General features: G+C 46.0%; 14 protein-coding genes and 2 pseudogenes. 9 read left to right on the top strand and 7 right to left on the bottom strand.

Going from position 1 to position 17,678, the window contains the following annotated elements; genetic code table 11:
* Window positions 1-629 precede the first annotated feature (629 nt).
* The 5 genes and pseudogenes from J7545_RS23885 to J7545_RS03350 all read right to left on the bottom strand — a co-directional run.
* Window positions 630-830, bottom strand: a pseudogene (locus J7545_RS23885) (FAD-dependent oxidoreductase); the annotation flags it as partial.
* 33 nt (window positions 831-863) lie between these two features.
* A complete protein-coding gene (locus J7545_RS03365) occupies window positions 864-1,433 on the bottom strand; it encodes a Uma2 family endonuclease (RefSeq protein ID WP_318701046.1) in 570 nt (189 codons plus the stop codon).
* Between the two features lie 138 nt (window positions 1,434-1,571).
* Window positions 1,572-2,987, bottom strand: coding sequence for an NAD(P)(+) transhydrogenase (Re/Si-specific) subunit beta (locus J7545_RS03360; RefSeq protein WP_318701045.1), 1,416 nt, complete (start codon window positions 2,985-2,987; stop codon window positions 1,572-1,574).
* Between the two features lie 90 nt (window positions 2,988-3,077).
* Window positions 3,078-3,365, bottom strand: a complete 288-nt coding sequence (locus J7545_RS03355; protein WP_271941602.1) for an NAD(P) transhydrogenase subunit alpha — start codon at window positions 3,363-3,365, stop codon at window positions 3,078-3,080.
* 91 nt (window positions 3,366-3,456) lie between these two features.
* Window positions 3,457-4,608 (bottom strand): Re/Si-specific NAD(P)(+) transhydrogenase subunit alpha, encoded by a 1,152-nt coding sequence (locus J7545_RS03350; RefSeq protein ID WP_318701044.1) that lies wholly within the window; start codon window positions 4,606-4,608, stop codon window positions 3,457-3,459.
* A 302-nt stretch (window positions 4,609-4,910) separates the two neighbouring features.
* Here J7545_RS03350 and J7545_RS03345 point away from each other — a divergent pair, with 302 nt between their 5' ends.
* From J7545_RS03345 to J7545_RS03315, 7 genes are all read left to right on the top strand, one after another.
* Window positions 4,911-5,456: a DUF2808 domain-containing protein gene (locus J7545_RS03345; RefSeq protein ID WP_318701043.1), complete on the top strand. Its 546-nt coding sequence runs from the start codon at window positions 4,911-4,913 to the stop codon at window positions 5,454-5,456.
* Window positions 5,457-5,798: 342 nt separating this feature from the next.
* Entirely contained in the window at window positions 5,799-5,936 is a 138-nt protein-coding gene (gene rpmH, locus J7545_RS03340; protein ID WP_271941585.1) for a 50S ribosomal protein L34, read from the top strand.
* Window positions 5,937-6,048: 112 nt separating this feature from the next.
* Window positions 6,049-6,426: a ribonuclease P protein component gene (rnpA, locus tag J7545_RS03335; RefSeq protein ID WP_413038756.1), complete on the top strand. Its 378-nt coding sequence runs from the start codon at window positions 6,049-6,051 to the stop codon at window positions 6,424-6,426.
* On the top strand, window positions 6,416-6,817 hold the full coding sequence (locus J7545_RS03330; RefSeq protein WP_271941582.1) for a PH domain-containing protein: 402 nt from the start codon (window positions 6,416-6,418) through the stop codon (window positions 6,815-6,817). Before rnpA ends, J7545_RS03330 begins: the two co-directional genes overlap by 11 nt.
* Window positions 6,818-6,935: 118 nt before the next feature.
* Window positions 6,936-8,126 carry a membrane protein insertase YidC gene (gene yidC, locus J7545_RS03325; RefSeq protein WP_318701040.1) on the top strand — a complete coding sequence of 397 codons (1,191 nt, stop codon included), beginning with the start codon at window positions 6,936-6,938 and terminating at the stop codon, window positions 8,124-8,126.
* 15 nt (window positions 8,127-8,141) lie between these two features.
* A complete protein-coding gene (locus J7545_RS03320) occupies window positions 8,142-8,645 on the top strand; it encodes a protein jag (RefSeq protein WP_318719135.1) in 504 nt (167 codons plus the stop codon).
* An 18-nt stretch (window positions 8,646-8,663) separates the two neighbouring features.
* The gene (locus J7545_RS03315; protein ID WP_413038755.1) at window positions 8,664-9,182 is read left to right on the top strand and encodes a YceD family protein; all 519 of its coding nucleotides are present in this window, start codon (window positions 8,664-8,666) and stop codon (window positions 9,180-9,182) included.
* 43 nt (window positions 9,183-9,225) lie between these two features.
* Here the strand turns inward: J7545_RS03315 and J7545_RS03310 are convergent, their stop codons facing one another.
* Window positions 9,226-16,326: a non-ribosomal peptide synthetase gene (locus J7545_RS03310; RefSeq protein ID WP_318719134.1), complete on the bottom strand. Its 7,101-nt coding sequence runs from the start codon at window positions 16,324-16,326 to the stop codon at window positions 9,226-9,228.
* 147 nt (window positions 16,327-16,473) lie between these two features.
* Entirely contained in the window at window positions 16,474-16,860 is a 387-nt protein-coding gene (locus tag J7545_RS03305) for a hypothetical protein (protein WP_318701036.1), read from the bottom strand.
* Window positions 16,861-16,922: 62 nt separating this feature from the next.
* On the opposite strand from J7545_RS03305, the pseudogene J7545_RS03300 reads away from it, so the two are divergent.
* Window positions 16,923-17,110 (top strand): annotated as a pseudogene (locus J7545_RS03300) (element excision factor XisH family protein).
* Window positions 17,098-17,439, top strand: coding sequence for a XisI protein (locus tag J7545_RS03295; protein ID WP_318701035.1), 342 nt, complete (start codon window positions 17,098-17,100; stop codon window positions 17,437-17,439). Before J7545_RS03300 ends, J7545_RS03295 begins: the two are co-directional and overlap by 13 nt.
* The last annotated feature ends 239 nt before the right edge of the window (window positions 17,440-17,678 follow it).

Genomic DNA, 17,678 nt, shown 5'->3' with positions numbered 1-17,678 from the left:
TCACTCCTTTCAATGTTGGTCTTCTTTGGCTCAAGAATTGATGGATTCCAAGCCTCATAAGCGCTTATTTTTCCAGAAGGGATTAAAGGTTCTATCCCTTATACAGTCTACTCTTTAGCCTCCTTGTCATCCCTTAAGCTCCAACGTTTTAGTATGTCGCTTGTGCGCCTAGGAAACGTTTCAGGTTGTAGAGATCGCCGTTCATCATCGGGTTTATAACGAATTAGAGATCCATGAATACACAATTCAGCATAACTGAGAATACGGGATGGCACAATTATTTGACATTATTGAAGATAAATACCAGTCAATATAACTGACTAAAAGACGCTGCTCTAGAACTGCGTTCATATATTGACTCAATAATCGCTGCTTTGAGTTAGTTAACCACAAGAGAGATGCATCCAATCTCAACTTAAAGACCGGCCATGTATCCTTTGATTATAATCCTGCCATTCTTGGTCAGTTTGATATAATCCCCTCAACGTGGCTTGTTGCACTTGGGCCATAATTGGATAGCGAGTTTTTTCATATTCATCAAACACTTCATTAATTTTCTCTAGATCCTCTTCATAACCTTGCTCAAATAACCGAGAAATCCCCCTAGACAAACACCAAGTATCTTCCAAATACGCATCTGGATCAATCCGTTTCAGCGCCTTTAAACCATTCGGCAGTAAATCAAATCCCTGACCAACTTGACGAAATTCACGAGTTTTATCAATAACTAGAATATTTTCTAGACCTCGTTTTTGCAAACCGATCGCCGTAGCTAACCCTACTGGGCCAGCGCCCACAATTACCACATCATAGATAGGAACTTTAGTCATGGATAGAATTTAAATCTATTACTCATTCATACCTCACTTCGTCAAAACTTCATCATAAATCTCTGCCATTGTCAAGGTTAAATCCACTGAATTTAACTCTAAACTATCATCTGACTCTAAGATTTCTAGAGACCAGGTTCCATCCGTATTCCGTCGATACACTTCCACCTTCATTTGGGTTTGAGAAACCAGAATATATTCCCGTAAACTGGGCAAACTTTGATAATTCAATCGTTTTTCTCGTCGATCTAAACTTTGAGTGGAAGGAGAAAGTACCTCTACAATTAAACAAGGACGAGTTTTATAATATCTTTCCGTATCTTGAGGGTCACAAGTCACCATGACATCGGGATAATAAAAAAGCTCCGCAGTATCGCGAGCCATGGGCATATTAACTTTCATATCTGACATGAATGTTTTACAACCACTTCCCCGTAAGTGACTTAATAAACGAGTATAGATATTGCCGGCAATACGATTATGTTCTTCGCTGCCACCAGACATGGCAAATATTTGGCCGCCAAGATATTCATGGCGAATGGGACTCTTTTTTTCACCTTCAAGATAATCTATTACAGAAATCAATGCTGTAGAAAGTTTCATGAGTTTGTCCTGGTTTGCGTGAATATCCTGATTATATCAAACCTGATGAATTAACCAACGATCGCCAGGGCATAAAAGGCAGTAGTGGCTCAAAACTTTGAGCCACTACTCTCTCCTTGTTATTGGAAATGACTACACCTACAACTCTTTGACACTAGAAACGAGTTGATTGACCATATCCTTAGCGCTACCAAAGAGCATCATCGTTTTATCCTTGTAAAACAACTCATTATCCACGCCAGCAAACCCAGTATTCAAACTGCGCTTAATGACAATGGTATGCTTGGCGCGATCTACTTCTAGAATGGGCATCCCATAAATGGGGCTATCCTGATTACTGCGAGCGGCAGGATTAACGACATCATTGGCTCCAATTACCAACGCTACATCAGTTTGGTCAAATTGAGGATTGATGTCATCCATGTCATAGAGTTGGTTGTAGGGAACATTGGCTTCTGCTAACAGCACATTCATGTGTCCTGGCATCCGTCCAGCGACAGGATGAATGGCATATTTGACTTCAACTCCTTGTTTTTCGAGTAAATCGGCTAACTCCCGGACGACATGCTGGGCTTGGGCAACTGCCATGCCATATCCGGGAACGACTACGACAGATTTGGAATAGCCGAGCATCATGGCTCCTTCTTCGGAGTCGATGCTGTGAACGGTTTGTTGTACTGCTCCTCCAGAACTTCCACTACTACTGGTTCCTTCAGCGGTGCCAAAGCCCCCAAAGAGAACATTGGTGAGGGTGCGGTTCATGGCTTTACACATGATTTGGGTGAGGATTAAACCAGATGCTCCAACTAATGCACCAGAGATAATCAGGACGTTGTTCATCACCACAAATCCAGCGGCACTTGCAGCTAAACCTGACAGGGAGTTGAGCAGAGAGATTACCACAGGCATATCGCCGCCACCAATGGGAATGACGAAGAGGATTCCCAACAGTAAAGAAATAGCAGTCATGCCTAGGAAAATCGGCGCATTGATGGAGTCGTAGAGTAAATAGCCGGTTGTACCCAGAAAAGCAATCAGCAGGAGGATATTAATGGGTTGTTGCAGGGGAAATTTAATGGGCGCTCCGGTGAGTAAGCCTTGGAGTTTTCCGAAGGCGATGAGGGAACCGGTGAGGGTAATGCCACCGATAAAGACGCTGAGAATAATGGAGAGATTGGCATCAATGGGAATGGGTTGCTGTTGGTTTAAGCGCCGCCAAAATTCGCCGATCGCCACCAGAGCAGATGCAGCTCCCCCCAAACCATTAAATAAGCCTACCATCTGAGGCATGGCTGTCATGGCGACCTGTTTAGCTGCGATCGCCCCAATCAGGGAACCAATAATAATCCCCACTAGAATAAATTCATAGTTGAGAACTTGTTGATCTAACAAGGTAACTACAACGGCTAAAAACATGGCAACAGACGCTAATAAATTCCCATTGCGAGCCGTTGCTGGAGAGCCGAGTTGTTTCAAACCAATGATAAACAAGGATGCAGAAACCAGATAAACCAGTTGAATCCCTGTGGGTAAATAATCCGTTAATGCTGTCATTTGGGTAATAGGGAATAGGGAATGGGGAATGGGGAATAGGGAATAGGGAATAGGGAATCCACCTATCTCCCTATCCCTCTATCTTGGCGATCACGCTTCTTTTTTCTTGAACATTTGCAACATGCGATCGGTGACTAAAAAACCGCCCACCACGTTGATTGTGGCGCAGACAACGGCAATTAGACCGAGGATTACGCTAATGCTGAGGGTGCGATCGCCAGCCACAATTAAGGCCCCAATTAAGGCAATTCCAGAAATGGCATTCGCCCCAGACATCAAAGGGGTGTGTAGCGTAGGCGGAACTTTGTTAATCACTTCAAAGCCAGCAAAACTGGCCAGCACAAAGACAAATAAAGCGCCGATTAATGATTCTGTCATGATTTTAGTAATGGGTAATGGACATGGGGAATAGGGAATAGGGAATAGGGAATGCAGAATTCCCCTATCTACCCATCCCTACCTAAACCCGTTAACTCGCTAGAGCAGATTGTTCGCTGGCGATCGCATCTTTAACTCGCTGATTGCGAATTTCTCCCCCGTGGGTGACTACAGTGCCGCTGATAATATCATCATCAAAATCGAGATTCAACTCGCCTTCTTTCACCAGATAATTCAGCAGAGTAGAGATATTTTTGGCATACATTTGTGAGGCATGAATGGCCATAGATGCAGGAAGATTGATCGGCCCAATGACGGTCACGCCTTCATAGACAACATCTTTACCCGCTTCGCTCACTTCACAATTGCCCCCTTGTTCAGCGGCCAAATCAACCACTACTGAACCGGGTTTCATTTGTGCCACCATTTCTTTCGTCACCAACCGAGGGGCTTTTTTCCCGGGAACTTGAGCGGTGGTAATCACCACATCCGCTGTTTTCACATGCTCGGCTACTAATTCTTGGGATCGACGTTTGGAGTCTTCAGAAATTTCCCGTGCATAACCCCCTTCTGCTACAGTTTCTTCGTTGAGTGTGACTTCCACGAATTTAGCACCCAAGCTTTGTACTTCTTCCTTGACAGCGGGACGAATATCAAAGGCTTCTACGACAGCTCCCAGTCGTCTAGCCGTGGCGATCGCCTGTAGCCCTGCAACTCCAGCCCCAATGACAAATACTTTGGCTGGTCGAATGGTTCCCGCAGCCGTGGTTAACATCGGAAAGAACTTAGGTAGAGCCGCAGCAGCAATCAAAACAGCCTTATAACCCGCTACCCCCGCTTGCGAGGATAAAGCGTCCATACTTTGGGCACGACTGGTACGGGGAATCAGTTCCATACTTAAGGCCGTTACCTGAGCATTGGCCAGTTTCTGGATCATCTCTGGTTGACCCAAGGGATTCAAAAAGCTAATCAGTACCTTTCCGGGAGTCAGTAAACCGAGTTCTTCTTCGACTGGAGAGCCAACTTTTAACAACACATCTACTTCTTTCCATAATTTCTCTTTATCAGAAATAACTTGCGCTCCCGCTTCCTCATAGGCAGCATCCTCAAAACAGGACTGCTCGCCTAAGCCAGATTCAACCCAAATCTCTAACCCCTGTTTGGTTAACTTGGCGATCGCATCGGGAATTAGAGCAACTCGGCGTTCTCGATACTCAACTTCTTTCGCAACTCCTATTTTCATGGATATTCCTCTTCTATAGCGATCAATGGGCTATTGTCGAACCAGCACTATTGCTGGATGGATAGCACCGACTGGATTTGAGTCATTTGCATTTGGTTCCTATGGATCGTAGGCCGATCCCTGGAAACCCTAGGGGATCTTTAACTTGTTTTATGAATTAGGTATTTGTGGCACTTTTGCCTCCAGCCTTGCGTCCGCACTATGGCCCGATAGAAGTGACGTTTGTCAATCTTGGGGTTTCTTTTGGTAAAGTTAAGTAACGTAGTTTTCAATCAAGGATGAGTGGATTTAGCGGTTTTCCTATGCTTAAAACATTAAAGTCGATCAAGTATCCTCTATTAGCTGCGGCGATCGCCACAGGTCTGGTGGCGGCTGTGCCTACCCTAACCTTCGCCAATGGTTTACCGGGACTGACTATCTTTGGTGGTCCTGGACGGGAAAATACCCTACCCTTCCGCCTTGACTATGATGGCATTGCCAATCAATGGGATCGCTATCGGCTTCGAGTTCCTCAAAAGAAACTCACGGAAGCAGTTCAGCAATTTACCATATCCTACGCCGAAAGTCCCGCCAACTTTACAGGCATCATTGACCCAGATAAAGTGGAAGTTCGCATTAAAGGAAAAGCTCAACCCTTAGCAGAAGTGATTTGGGATCAAGAAAATAAATTGGTTGAGATTTACCCAGAAGACCCTATCCCCGCAGCAACGGGGAATTTAGAGTTGGTCTTTTCCAATGTCAAAAACCCCGGATTTGGCATTTATCGGTTTAAGTGCTTAATCTTCACCCCTGGTGAAGTGCCCCTACCTCGCTATATCGGAACCTGGGAAGTGAGCATTAGTCCATAATTGACGGGAATAGGGGGATGGAGGGACAGGGGAGGCGCACAGACGTGGAGATAGCTTGCTCCCTATTACCTATTACCTATTACCTATTCCCTGTTCTGCCGTTTCAGGGAACATCCCGCGATCTATGGTATAATGAGCAATTGTGACATTTTTATTACATAAGAACCGCAGGGCTTGCGGGGATAGTCTGTGGAGCGAACGTAAGACCATAAAACTTGCTAATGAGTAGAGGCGGTTGCTAAGAAGCAGAAAGCTTAAATCGTGAGATTTAGGAATCCCCGTGTCTTCAGACCGGGGAGGATGTCAATTGAGTCGCTAACCCATTTAAGTGAAACCAATTCTATGAGTAAACGAACCTTAGAAGGAACCAACCGCAAACAAAAGAGAACATCAGGGTTTCGGGCCCGGATGCGCAGTAATACCGGCCGTCGAGTAATTCGCACGCGTCGTAAAAAAGGCCGTCATCGGTTAACGGTTTAAGATTTACAGCTAATGCGAATGAGAGGAAATCCTTGCTGGTTAAGAGGTCATGGTGAAATCGGAAGAAATCCCCCATGACCTCTTACCCATGACCAGCGCGAAGCGCTATATCATGCTCCCCAAAGCTAATCGACTGAAAAATAGACGACATTTTGTCGGAGTCTATCGTCAAGGAAGCCGACATGAAACCACCCATTTGACCCTAAGGGCTTTAGGGCCAAAACTTCCTCGTTCGCAAAATGCCCATCGTCCAAGCCATCCCACCCAAATTGGCATTGCGATTGGCAAAAAAGTTGATAAACGAGCTGTTTATCGCAATCGGATAAAACGGCAAATGCGGGCCAAACTACGCCAATTGCTTCCCAAAATTCAGAGAGGGTGGAGATTGGTGTTTATTGTGCGCCCAAGTGTCCAATCCTGCAATTGGGACGAATTTCTGCAAGAATTAGAGCAGTTATTGGCACAGGCAGAGGTACTGAATGGGAATTAAAGAAGATGTCATCTATGATGGTGGCCCCCATATTGGAGATTTAATCTTCAATATTTTTATTGGTTTTACCATTATTGCTCTCCCCTTAACCATTGGTTCGATTATTCGAGCGATTTGGTCTCGATATCGGATTACCAGCCGCCGGGTTTCTAGTGTTGGAGGATGGATGGGACGCAACCGCACGGATGTGATTTACTCGGAAATCTCCCAAGTGGTTGTTGTTCCCAGGGGATTTGGATCTTGGGGAGATATGGTGATTACGCTTAAGGATGGCAGCCGTCTAGAACTGCGATCGCTCCCCCAGTTTCGGGAACTGTATGACTATATCAATGGCAAAATCTCCAAAAATGCCCAAACGAAAAGTGGCTCTGGGAGTAAGGTTAACGCCTAATTCTTTATTCGTCCGAGGACAGTCTGACTGTTCTCGGTGAAAATTAATCAGATCAAGCCTCCGACAATCAGATACACTGAAGAGGCAGTTCCTCAGCGCAAAGGTTGACTCACGACGAATGGACTTTGGTATTGGTTTTCTTTCTAGCAACGTTATGCTACCGATCCTGGATTTTTTCTACGGGATCGTACCGAGCTATGGTTTGGCGATCGTCGCCCTAACCTTGGTCATTCGGTTTGCTCTGTATCCCCTCAGTGCCGGATCGATTCGCAGTATGCGCCGCACCCGTGTGGTACAGCCCTACATGCAAAAGCGACAAGAAGAAATTCGCAATCGCTACAAAGATGACCCCACAAAACAACAGGAAGAGATGGCAAAACTCTTCAAGGAGGTGGGGAATCCCTTAGCTGGATGTTTGCCAGTCCTGATTCAAATGCCGGTTCTATTTGCCCTGTTTGCCACATTGCGAGGATCGCCGTTTGCCGATGTTAACTATACGGTGGATGTGCAGATTTTCCCCCAAGAACAGATTCAGCGAATTCAGCCCCAAATTTATGCCACCAAACCCCAAAACATCTATATCGAAGATGGGGTTCATGCTAAAGTAGCGGCAATTTTGCCTGGAGGTAATAAAATTGGGGTGGGCGAGAAAACCCAAATTAACCTACAAACTGTAGAAGGACAAACGGTTAACGAGTTGGTGGCTCAATATCCGGATCAGGTACAAAAGTTACAACCGACTTGGACGATAACTAAGGGTGAAGAGTTTGTTGAGGTTAATCCCGATGGCTCTTTAGTTGCTCTTCAACCGGGAGAAGTGACCCTTCAAGGGACAGTTCCAGGATTAGCAGCAGAGAAAGGATTTTTATTTATTAAAGCTCTCGGAAGAGTTGGGGCTGTTGATGATAATGGCAATATTAACTTTGACATCCTCGGAATGGTGTTGTTCTTCGGGGTCAGTTTGTATCTGAACCAGGTTCTGTCTGGCCAGGGAGGAACCAGTACTAATAATGATGCCAATTCCCAGCAACAAACCATTAATAAGATTACGCCCATTATCTTTACAGGGATGTTCTTATTCTTTCCCTTACCGGCTGGGGTTTTGATGTATATGGTGATTGCCAATATTTTCCAAACGGCACAAACGTTTATTTTGTCTAAGGAACCGTTGCCGGAAAATCTCCAGAAGTTAGTCGAGGAGAAAGGCCTGAGCGTTAGTCCTGCGGGTACCATATCCGACAATCGCGCGGATCTGCCTTTTGAAAAGCGGTCTAAAAAGAAGACTAAACCGGAATCGAAAAAGAAATAGGCCTCGGTAGCAGCGATGAAGGAAACCATGCAAAAGCGCGGCCAGGAGTGGCTAGAAAACCTGTTAAACAAGATGGGACTAACCACTGCGGTGAAGGTGGAGGTAATTGAAGGATGGTCAGGACAGGAAACGTCTTGGTTAACGATTGACCCTTCACCTTTGAATGCGTCCCAGATTGAACAGTTGGTGGGTACGGGGGGCGAAAGTTTAGATGCCATTCAGTATCTGATTAATGCAATTCTCAATCTGGGACAAGACCGGGAGGAACAGGGGTCGTTTACAGTTGAGTTGAATGGCTATCGTCACCAGCGACAGCAGGAAGTGCAGAAAATGGCTGAGGTGGCGGCTTATACGGTGCGTCAAACGGCGATCGCGTATGAGATGAAGGCGCTCTCATCGGCGGAAAGGCGAGAAGTGCATCAGTTTTTGCAATCGCATGAGGATCTAGAGACGGAGAGTGTCGGTAAGGAGCCTCATCGATGCTTGATTGTACGAGTGCGATCCCAGCTCACGGAGTAGTTTGCAAGGAGGTGGATGATGCAGATGATCCATATTCCTGGGTTGTTGAAGTGCCCAGATGGAAAACTCAAGATTGAGGTTGATGAGTATTTGGATGGGTTAGATTCTTTGATGCCTGTTGAGGGCTGGATTAAGATGATTCACCAAGGGAGTTATTTGGAGGTGAAGGCGATCGCCGAAACGATCGTAACCCTGAAGTGCGATCGCTGTCTGCAACAATATAATTATCGACTGCGGGCGAAAGCGAAGGAAATGATTTGGCTCGATCCCAATGCCGAGACTCTCAATGATAATCTACCGTTAGAGCGAGAAGTGGCTTTAGAGGATTTGGTGGAAACCCTATCCCCTCAAGGTCATTTTGACCCTGAAGCTTGGCTCTACGAACAGCTTTGCTTAAGACTTCCCCATCGGCAATTATGCGATAAAGATTGTCCAGGAATTGAGGTGACTCAGGAAATGGCTGCACCTGACGATACTGCTATGGATTCCCGTTGGTCAGCTTTGGCAAGTCTTAAGGATCAATTCCCACGAGCTTAATCATAAAACTCTAATCTATTTAACCAGACTTGATCTTGGATCGCTATTGTGCCTGATTCAAGCAAGCTTCCAGCTTTTGGGCGAGAACCCAGACGTGGGGCGATCGTATCATCCCATAATGGTCGCCGGGAATCATATAAGTTTCCAACTCCCCTGTCACCCAAGTACTCCACCCTCGGTCTTCTTCTAGTTCACTGGCTGCAAATAGAGCGACTCGACCCCAATAAGGCTGAGGTTGATAATCGTATACGGCCTTCAGGTTTGCTTTGAAAACCTCAAACAACCAATCCATCTGTTTAAGGGAGATTTCTCGCGGCAAAATATTCAGGCGTTTGGCTTCAGTTAAGATGCGACCTAACTGTTCTGAGGGTTGAAGCGGGTAAAGTTCATGGGTCGAAATTGAGAACTCTGTACCAAATATACCGCCGAGATCGCCCAATAGAGTATTCATCAAAAAAGCCTCATCAATCGGTTGTTGATTGTGGCTCGGTGCATAGCTGTCAATCAACGCCAGTAGCTCGACGTTTTGCCCCAAAGTTTGCAACTGCCGTGCCATTTCCCAAGCAACGATACCGCCCATTGACCAGCCGCTCAGATAGTACGGACCGGCGGGCTGAATTTCCTGTAATACTTCTATATAAATAGCCGCCATCTCTTCTATTGTTGTCAAAGGTTCCTGTTCGCCAGATAACCCCAGAGACTGCAAGCCATAAAATGGTCGGTTGTTGCCCAGATTTTGGGCTAGCTCTGCATAACACAGAACGTTGCCGCCAACCGGATGTACGCAGAACAATGGTGGCAACTCTCCTGAAGATTGAATCGGCACCAAGGGAGAATGGGAGCGGACTTGGCTTTGGGAGGAGAGCAAATGGGCTTGGCTTTCGATCGTCGGTTCTGTAAACAGAGTAGTCAAAGGTAGGTGAATGCCTAATTGCCGTTCGATGCGAGCCATCAAACGAACGGCTAACAGGGAATGACCGCCCAATTCAAAGAAGTTGTCTTGTACTCCAAGGGTGGAAATTTTGAGAACTTCCGACCAAATTTGGCATAGTTGTAGTTCCGTAGTGGTGCGGGGGGCGATCGCTCCTGTTTCTCTCTGTTCTGTATCGGGTTCCGGTAGGGCGCGGCGATCTATTTTGCCATTCGGAGTTAGAGGCAATGCCTCTAAAAACACAAACACACTGGGAACCATATAGTCTGGTAGCTTCGTTTTCAGGAAACTCCGTACATCAGAGGAGGTCACATCTTCTTTAGTGACGATATAGGCGACCAGTCGTTTATCTGCTGGAGTATCTTCGCGAACAATAACCACAGCTTCGCCCACATCAGGATGTTGGGCTAGGCTTGCTTCAATTTCTCCCAATTCGATGCGGAAGCCTCTGATTTTCACTTGGTTGTCGATGCGTCCGATAAATTCAATCTTGCCATCGCTTAGATAGCGGGCTTTATCGCCAGTTTTGTAGAGGCGCGAACCCGGTTCGTCACTAAAGGGATTGGGGATAAATTTTTGAGAAGTTAATTCGGGGCGATTGAGATAGCCTCGCGCTAACCCTGCACCGCCGATATGGAGTTCGCCCGGTACGCCTATGGGGACAGGCTGGAGATGCTTGTCGAGAATATAGATTTGGGTATTGGGAAGAGGACACCCCAGAGGAAGCGTTGAACTATTTTCTATTGATAACTCTGGCTCCAATCGATAAGTTAATACGCCAACGGTCGCTTCAGTGGGTCCGTAATGATTGAAGATCGTACATTGGGGAGCTTGAGATTGAAGGTAACCCACCCAATCGGAACGAGAAGCTTCACCGCCTAAGATTAGAACTTGACGGGGTAACAATTGCTCGGAACGAGACGAGCTTTGCAAAGCCATGAGATGGGAGGGCACAATTTTGAGGCAATCAATGTTTTGGTGCTGTATATAATCTCCTAAAGCATCAGGTTGAGAAGATGTTTCTTGGGAGATGATATGAAGACATCCTCCTGTGCATAAAGCTGGAAAAATGATCGTGTTCCCTAAATCAGTAGTAATACTAGAAACCAAAGCAAAGTGTTCACAAGAGTTGAGATTAAATTGCCGAACAATCCCATTAAGGTAGTTGATCATCGATTTATGTGCGATCGCGACTCCTTTGGGTTGACCCGTAGTTCCTGATGTGTAAATAAGGTAGAGCAAGTTTTCTGGCTTGGCTTGAGGAACTAAGTTGCTATTTGCCTCTTGTGCGATTAACCTCCAATCTACATCTAACAAAACCTCACTTACTCGCTCTTGTCGCTGTAGATGCCCCAACCTTTTCTCAGTCAGCAACACTGATACTTGGGCATCTAAGATTTGATAAGCTAATCTATCTGGAGGAGAATTGGGGTCTAAAGGCAGATATGCCCCACCTGCTTTAAGAATTCCCAACAATCCCACTATCATTTCTACAGAGCGCTCTACGCAAACCCCCACTAGCACATCCTGCCCGACTCCCAAGCTTTGCAGGTAATGCGCCAATTGATTTGCTTTCCCGTTGAGTTCCCGATAGGTTAGCTCTTCGTCCTCAAAAACCACTGCTATAGAATCGGGAGTGTGTTTTACTTGCTCCTCAAATAACTGGTGGATACACTTGTCCTGGGGATATTCGACTTGGGTATCGTTCCACTCTACTAATAATTGATGGCGTTCCGATTCTATCAGTAACGGTAGTTCGCTAACTGGTGCTTTGGGATTAGCTAGAATTCCTTCTAGCAAAGTCTTGAAATTCCCCATCATGCGGCGTATCGTCGCTACCTCAAACAAATCGCGATTGTATTCCCAATAGCCAATTAATCCCGCTGCTGTCTCCTCCATGGACAACGTTAAATCAAACTTGGCTTTGGCACTTTCCATCTGTAACCAATTAAAACTCAGCTCTGGCAACTCTAAAGGTTTCATCGGTGCATTTTGCAGAGCAAACATCACCTGAAAAATCGGCGAGTGGCTGAGGCTACGTTCCGGTTGCAATGCCTCCACCAACTGCTCAAAGGGGACATCTTGATGGGCGTAGGCATCCAAGAAGGTTTGCCGCACTTGTTGCAAAAGTTGGGAGAAACTAGGATTGTCTTCAAATTGACTTCGCAACACCAAAGTATTGACAAAAAATCCAATCAGTCCTTCTATTTCGCTGCGGTTGCGGTTAGCAATGGGCGTACCGACAACAATATCTTCTTGAGAGCTATAGCGATAAAGTAAGGTGCTAAATGTGGCAAATAGGGTCATAAATAGAGTCACGCCCAACTCCTGACTCAGACGCTTTAGCCGTTGGGTAAATTCAATTCCCAGTTCAAAAAACTCTTTCCCTCCGTTAGCCGTCTGCACGGTTTTCCGGGGATAATCCGTGGGCAATTCTAATAAAGGAGGTGTTCCGGCTAACTGTTGTTTCCAGTAAGTCAGTTGGGGCGCGAGCATTTCCGCAGTCGCCGGTTGCCGCTGCCAGCAAGCAAAATCAGCATATTGGATGGGCAGTGGGGGTAATGGTGACGGTTTCCCTTGCACATAAGCCCCGTAGAGAACTTCTAACTCGTGGCTCAATACTCCTGTTGACCAGCCATCAGTAATAATATGGTGCATGGTGAGCAACAGTACATAATCATCGGGGGCTAACTGGAATAGGGTTACTCGTAGTAAAGGATCGTTTGCTAGGTCAAAGGGTTGCTGAATTTCTTCTGCGGCTAAAAGCTGCAACTCAAGAAACCGGGTTTCTGTGTCAGTATTGGCTGTAGAAGCGAGTTGACTAAAGAAACCGGGTTTCTGAATCTCGTGAATCACCCGGACTGGAGAACCCTCTACGGCTTGATAATTAGTCCGCAAGCTCTCGTGACGGCGAACAATTTCTTGCAGTGCCATCTCTAGGGCTTCTATCGAGAGCGAACCCGTCAAACGCAAGGCTTCTTGCTCGTTATAGGCGATACTTTTTTCCTGCAATTGATCGAGAAACCATAAGCGTTGTTCGGCAAACGAGAGGGGGAGTTCTGCTTCTCGCGGTATGGGTTGGATGGTTGCTTGTTGTTGGCTGGAAGTGCCGAGTAGAGTTTCTGCCAATTCTGCTACGGTTGGCGATTCAAATAACCGATGCAAGGATAGTTCAACCCCAAAAGTATCCCGGACTCGCGAAATCAGTTGAGTCGCTTGGATGGAATCTCCTCCCAACATAAAGAAGTTGTCTAGGACTCCAATTTCATTGAGCGTTAACAATTCTGCCCAAAGTCCGGCGAGAATTTCTTCGGTGGGAGTTCGCGGTGCAACTAATTCTACATCGAGAACTGGGCGAGATTTATCTGGGGCGGGTAGGGCGCGGCGATCGACTTTACCGCTGGGACTTAGGGGCAGTTTGTCCAGAACCACAAATGCCGATGGAACCATATAATCGGGCAGTTTTTCTTGCAGGAACTCGCGCAACTGAGGAATTAATTGATGGTGTTGCTTGCCGGTGTAGGGCTGATTGGCATAAGCACTCCAAGGTTTGAGTCCGTTTTCTTGAGGTGCAATAATCGTGCTGTCTGGAATGATGTTGCTGTCGGAGCGAATAAATAGGACATCATAGTAAGCTTCACTACTATTGCCTGAGCAAGTAATGTTAATCCGATAATCGACTTCGGATTCCAATTGCCACCAATCTTCGGGTTCAATGCCTTCTGGGGTAATCTGTTGTCGCAGTTCTCCGACAGTTTCGGGACATTCAGGACTGGCTAATCTTTCTATCGCTTGCAAGTCTGCCCAAATTCTGGCGTTAGGAACGCGGGTGAGAACGAGGATTTCTGGGGCAGTTTCTTGCAGTTGTTGGCGAACTTTCGCCACAGTTAAATTATCTGGTTGCCAGTTTAGATAAATGGGGGGTTTTGTGGCATTTTGGGATTTTTTGCCAATATGAAGAACGATATCGTAGCGGAAACGAGTGAGTTCGTTTTGGTAATGCCCGCGCTTGAGTTGGATTTCTACATGGCTAATTTGGGGTAAGTGTTGTTTGAGGGCGATGAAGAAATCCGGGTCGATAATGAGTCGTTGCTCTCGCGAGAGGCGATCGCCGATCCTGTGCCTTAATTGTGCTACAGACAGTTCAGCGGGCGCTTGATATAACTGCACTGAGGTATGAAAGGCTTCCAACAAGGGCAAACTGAGGATGTCCCCTAGGAAAATTTGCCCTCCTGGCTCGAGTAATGATACCGCCGTTTCGATAACTTGGACTAAATAGTCGATACTGGGGAAAAACTGAATTACTGAGTTGGAGATAGCGGTGTCAAAAGTTTCTTGGACTATTTCACCTAATCCATCTGCTGGAGTCTGTCGCAAGGTGACTGACTGGGCTAACTCGTTATTACCCATTTGTCGTTCTAGGTAACGAATGGCTTCCCCTGAAAGATCCGTGGCGTAGTAATGCTGGCATTGGGGAGCCATCCGAAACAGGAGTAAACCCGTGCCGCAGCCAATTTCTAATAATCGATCGGGCTGCAACGACAGAATCCGCTCTACGGTATAGTCAACCCATTCTTGCACTTGTTCGGGGTCGAGGTCTTTGCCGGTATAAGAGTCGTTCCAGCCACCAATATGAAAGCTACCGTCTTGGGTTTCGTCGGGTTGGATATAAGCTTCATCCCAGATTTTCTGCCATTTTTGGGTCTGTTCGCTGGTATCTTCTGGATTTTGCTCGTCAGTGGCAGAACCGGGAACGATGTATGCGACTAAGCGTTTCTGGTTGGGGACATCTTCTCTTGCTTCAACGATCGCCTGTTTGACTTCTGGATTTTGGCTGAGGGTGGCTTCGATTTCTCCGAGTTCGATGCGATAGCCCCGTACTTTTACTTGGTGGTCGATGCGTCCAAGATATTCAATATTTCCATCCGGTAAGTAGCGAGCTAAATCTCCAGTTTTGTAGAGACGGGAGTTGGGATCTTGGCTAAAGGGATTAGGAATAAATTTTTCTGCGGTGAGTTCTAGTCTGTTTAAATATCCCCGCGCTAAACCTGAACCCCCGATATGCAGTTCTCCGGATTCGCCAATGGGAACGGGTTCTCGATCTGAATCGAGAATATAAGTTTTCGTGTTAGCAATCGGTTGTCCGATCGCTATTTTCCCTTCACCGGGTTTGACTCGGTACAGGGTTGCCCAAACGGTAATTTCTGTCGGCCCGTATAAGTTCCAAAGAGAGGCACATTTTTCTAATAATGGGTTAGCTAATGTCCTGGATAAGCGCTCTCCGGTGGAAATGATTTTCAGGTGTTGGCTCCCTTGCCAACCGGCATCTAACAGCATTCGCCACGTGGCTGGAGTGGCTGACATGATTGTGGCACTGTGTTGGTGAATTAATGCCATTAACTGTGCGGGGTCTTTGGCAACTTCACGACGGGCAATAACAACTTTTCCGCCGACATTTAAAGGCCCATAGATTTCTGGGACTGAAACATCAAAAGAAATGGTGGTCACAGCAATCATGGTGTCTTGAATGCTCAATCCCGGAGAAGTGGCGATCGAATGTAACAAATTCGCGACTGAACGATGGGCAATTTGCACGCCTTTGGGTTTGCCTGTGGAGCCGGAAGTGTAGATAATATAGGCTAAGTTTTCAGCATTAATATTACTTTCTAGGTTTTCTGGACTCTGTTGCGATATCTTGTCCCAATCCTTGTCTAAGTTAACCCATTTTAAAGCAGGCGATCCCGATGGAGAAACCGGTTTTCTATGTAGGATTTGGTGGGGAGACAGAGATTTCTCGTAGAAACCCGGTTTCTTGGCATTTTGCTCTTGGGTGACGACAATTGACAAAGCGGCATCTTCAACCATCAAGGCAATTCGCTCTTGGGGATAAGCGGGGTCTAAGGGTACATAAGCGCCACCGGCTTTGAGAATTCCCAACATAGCCACTACCATGTCCAAGGAGCGATCGACGCACAGACCCACCAATACCTCTGGTCCGACTCCCAACCCTTGCAAGTGGCGAGCCAGTTGGTTGGCTTTGGCGTTTAACTGCCGATAGGTCAGTCGTTGAGACTCGAATACAACAGCCACGGAGTCAGGAGTCCGGTTCGCTTGGGCTTCAAATAACTGATGGATGCACTTATCTTGGGGATAGTCGGCTTGAGTATTGTTCCAGGAGGGTAATGGGCGATCGCCTGCTGATGTTGTGGCCATAGACTGATTTTCCGGTTTAACTTGGGAACCAGAGTAAGTTCCTAGTTTAGTTTACAGGGCGATCGCTCCTACTTCTCGAATCTTCTATAAACAATACTTTAATTCCTGTGTAGAACTTGGACTATAGTTAGTTTTAGCCTTATTACTCTAGCCTAAACCCCCAAGCAATCCTAACATCATACCCAAGACCAAGACCAAAATAAGAGCCACCAATGTAACGATCAAAACCCAGTATTGTAAGGTGTAAAGTTTTCGCAACTCTCCTAATGCACCCATTAAATGTTCTATATCCTGACCTTCAGTATCGACAATTCGCTTAAAGGCAGTAGAAGCTTGGTATGTCCAAATACCGATTAAAAAATCAGCCACTCCTGAGATCGTGGCTCCGATACCTTCTTCCGATCCGCGCAGTCCAAAGATGACCGTTAGCACTCCACCAATCATCAAAAAGATACTGACAAATTTCATGCGACTGGCTAATTGCCCAATCAGCGCATTTTGGGAACCATCAAATTCATAATTATCAAATTGCATAGTTAGAGCCTATTGTAAATAGACTCTGATATTATATCAGAGTGTTTACCCAGAGATCGAAGATGCCGGCCAAAGATATTTATCATGATGCAGTCAAACATGCCTTGATTAAAGACGGTTGGACAATAAAGATGACGTTTACGAAAACTTTTTTAGGAGAAAATCAATTCAAGAAGTGGCCAAAGTCAATCAGCTCTGGTTAATTGTGGTTGATATGGAGAAGGAAGAAGTCATACCATGGATAAATTAGAACACTATCGCGACTTGATTCAACAAATTTTAACTGAATATCATGAATGGGTCTCTGGTTCATCAAATCTAGATCGAGAAAGTTGTTTAGTGTTTGATGAAACTCACGACCAATATTTTTGGCTGTTTATGGGGTGGGACGGGAAGAAGAAAATTAGAAATATTCACGTTCATATTCGGATTAAAAATGAGAAAATTTATATTGAAGAGGATTGGACGGAAGAAGGGATAGCCAATGAGCTATTGCTGAAAGGACTATCGAAGGAGGAGATTGTATTGGCGTTTCACGATCCGGAGACTTGGAAGTTTACGGAATTTGCGATCGCCTAATCCCATCTCTCTAAGTTCGTAGGTTGGATTAAGGAACGAAACCCAACAAATCCGTTGAGTTGACGTTGCGTTCTACTTGTCCAAAACCCAACCCACGAGGCTCAAGGGGTGACAAGGTAGCTCAAAGGTGGCTATAGCGACCTTTTTCGGTAGTATTTTGCTGAAAACCTCAACTCAATGGTCGCGATCGCATAACTATAGCATCAGGTTAGAGGGTTACTTGCCCAAAAAATCGCTGG

The sequence above is a fragment of the Roseofilum sp. SBFL genome (assembly GCF_017746885.1).
GTDB lineage: Bacteria > Cyanobacteriota > Cyanobacteriia > Cyanobacteriales > Desertifilaceae > Roseofilum.
This window is presented reverse-complemented; position numbering and strand designations above follow the sequence as displayed.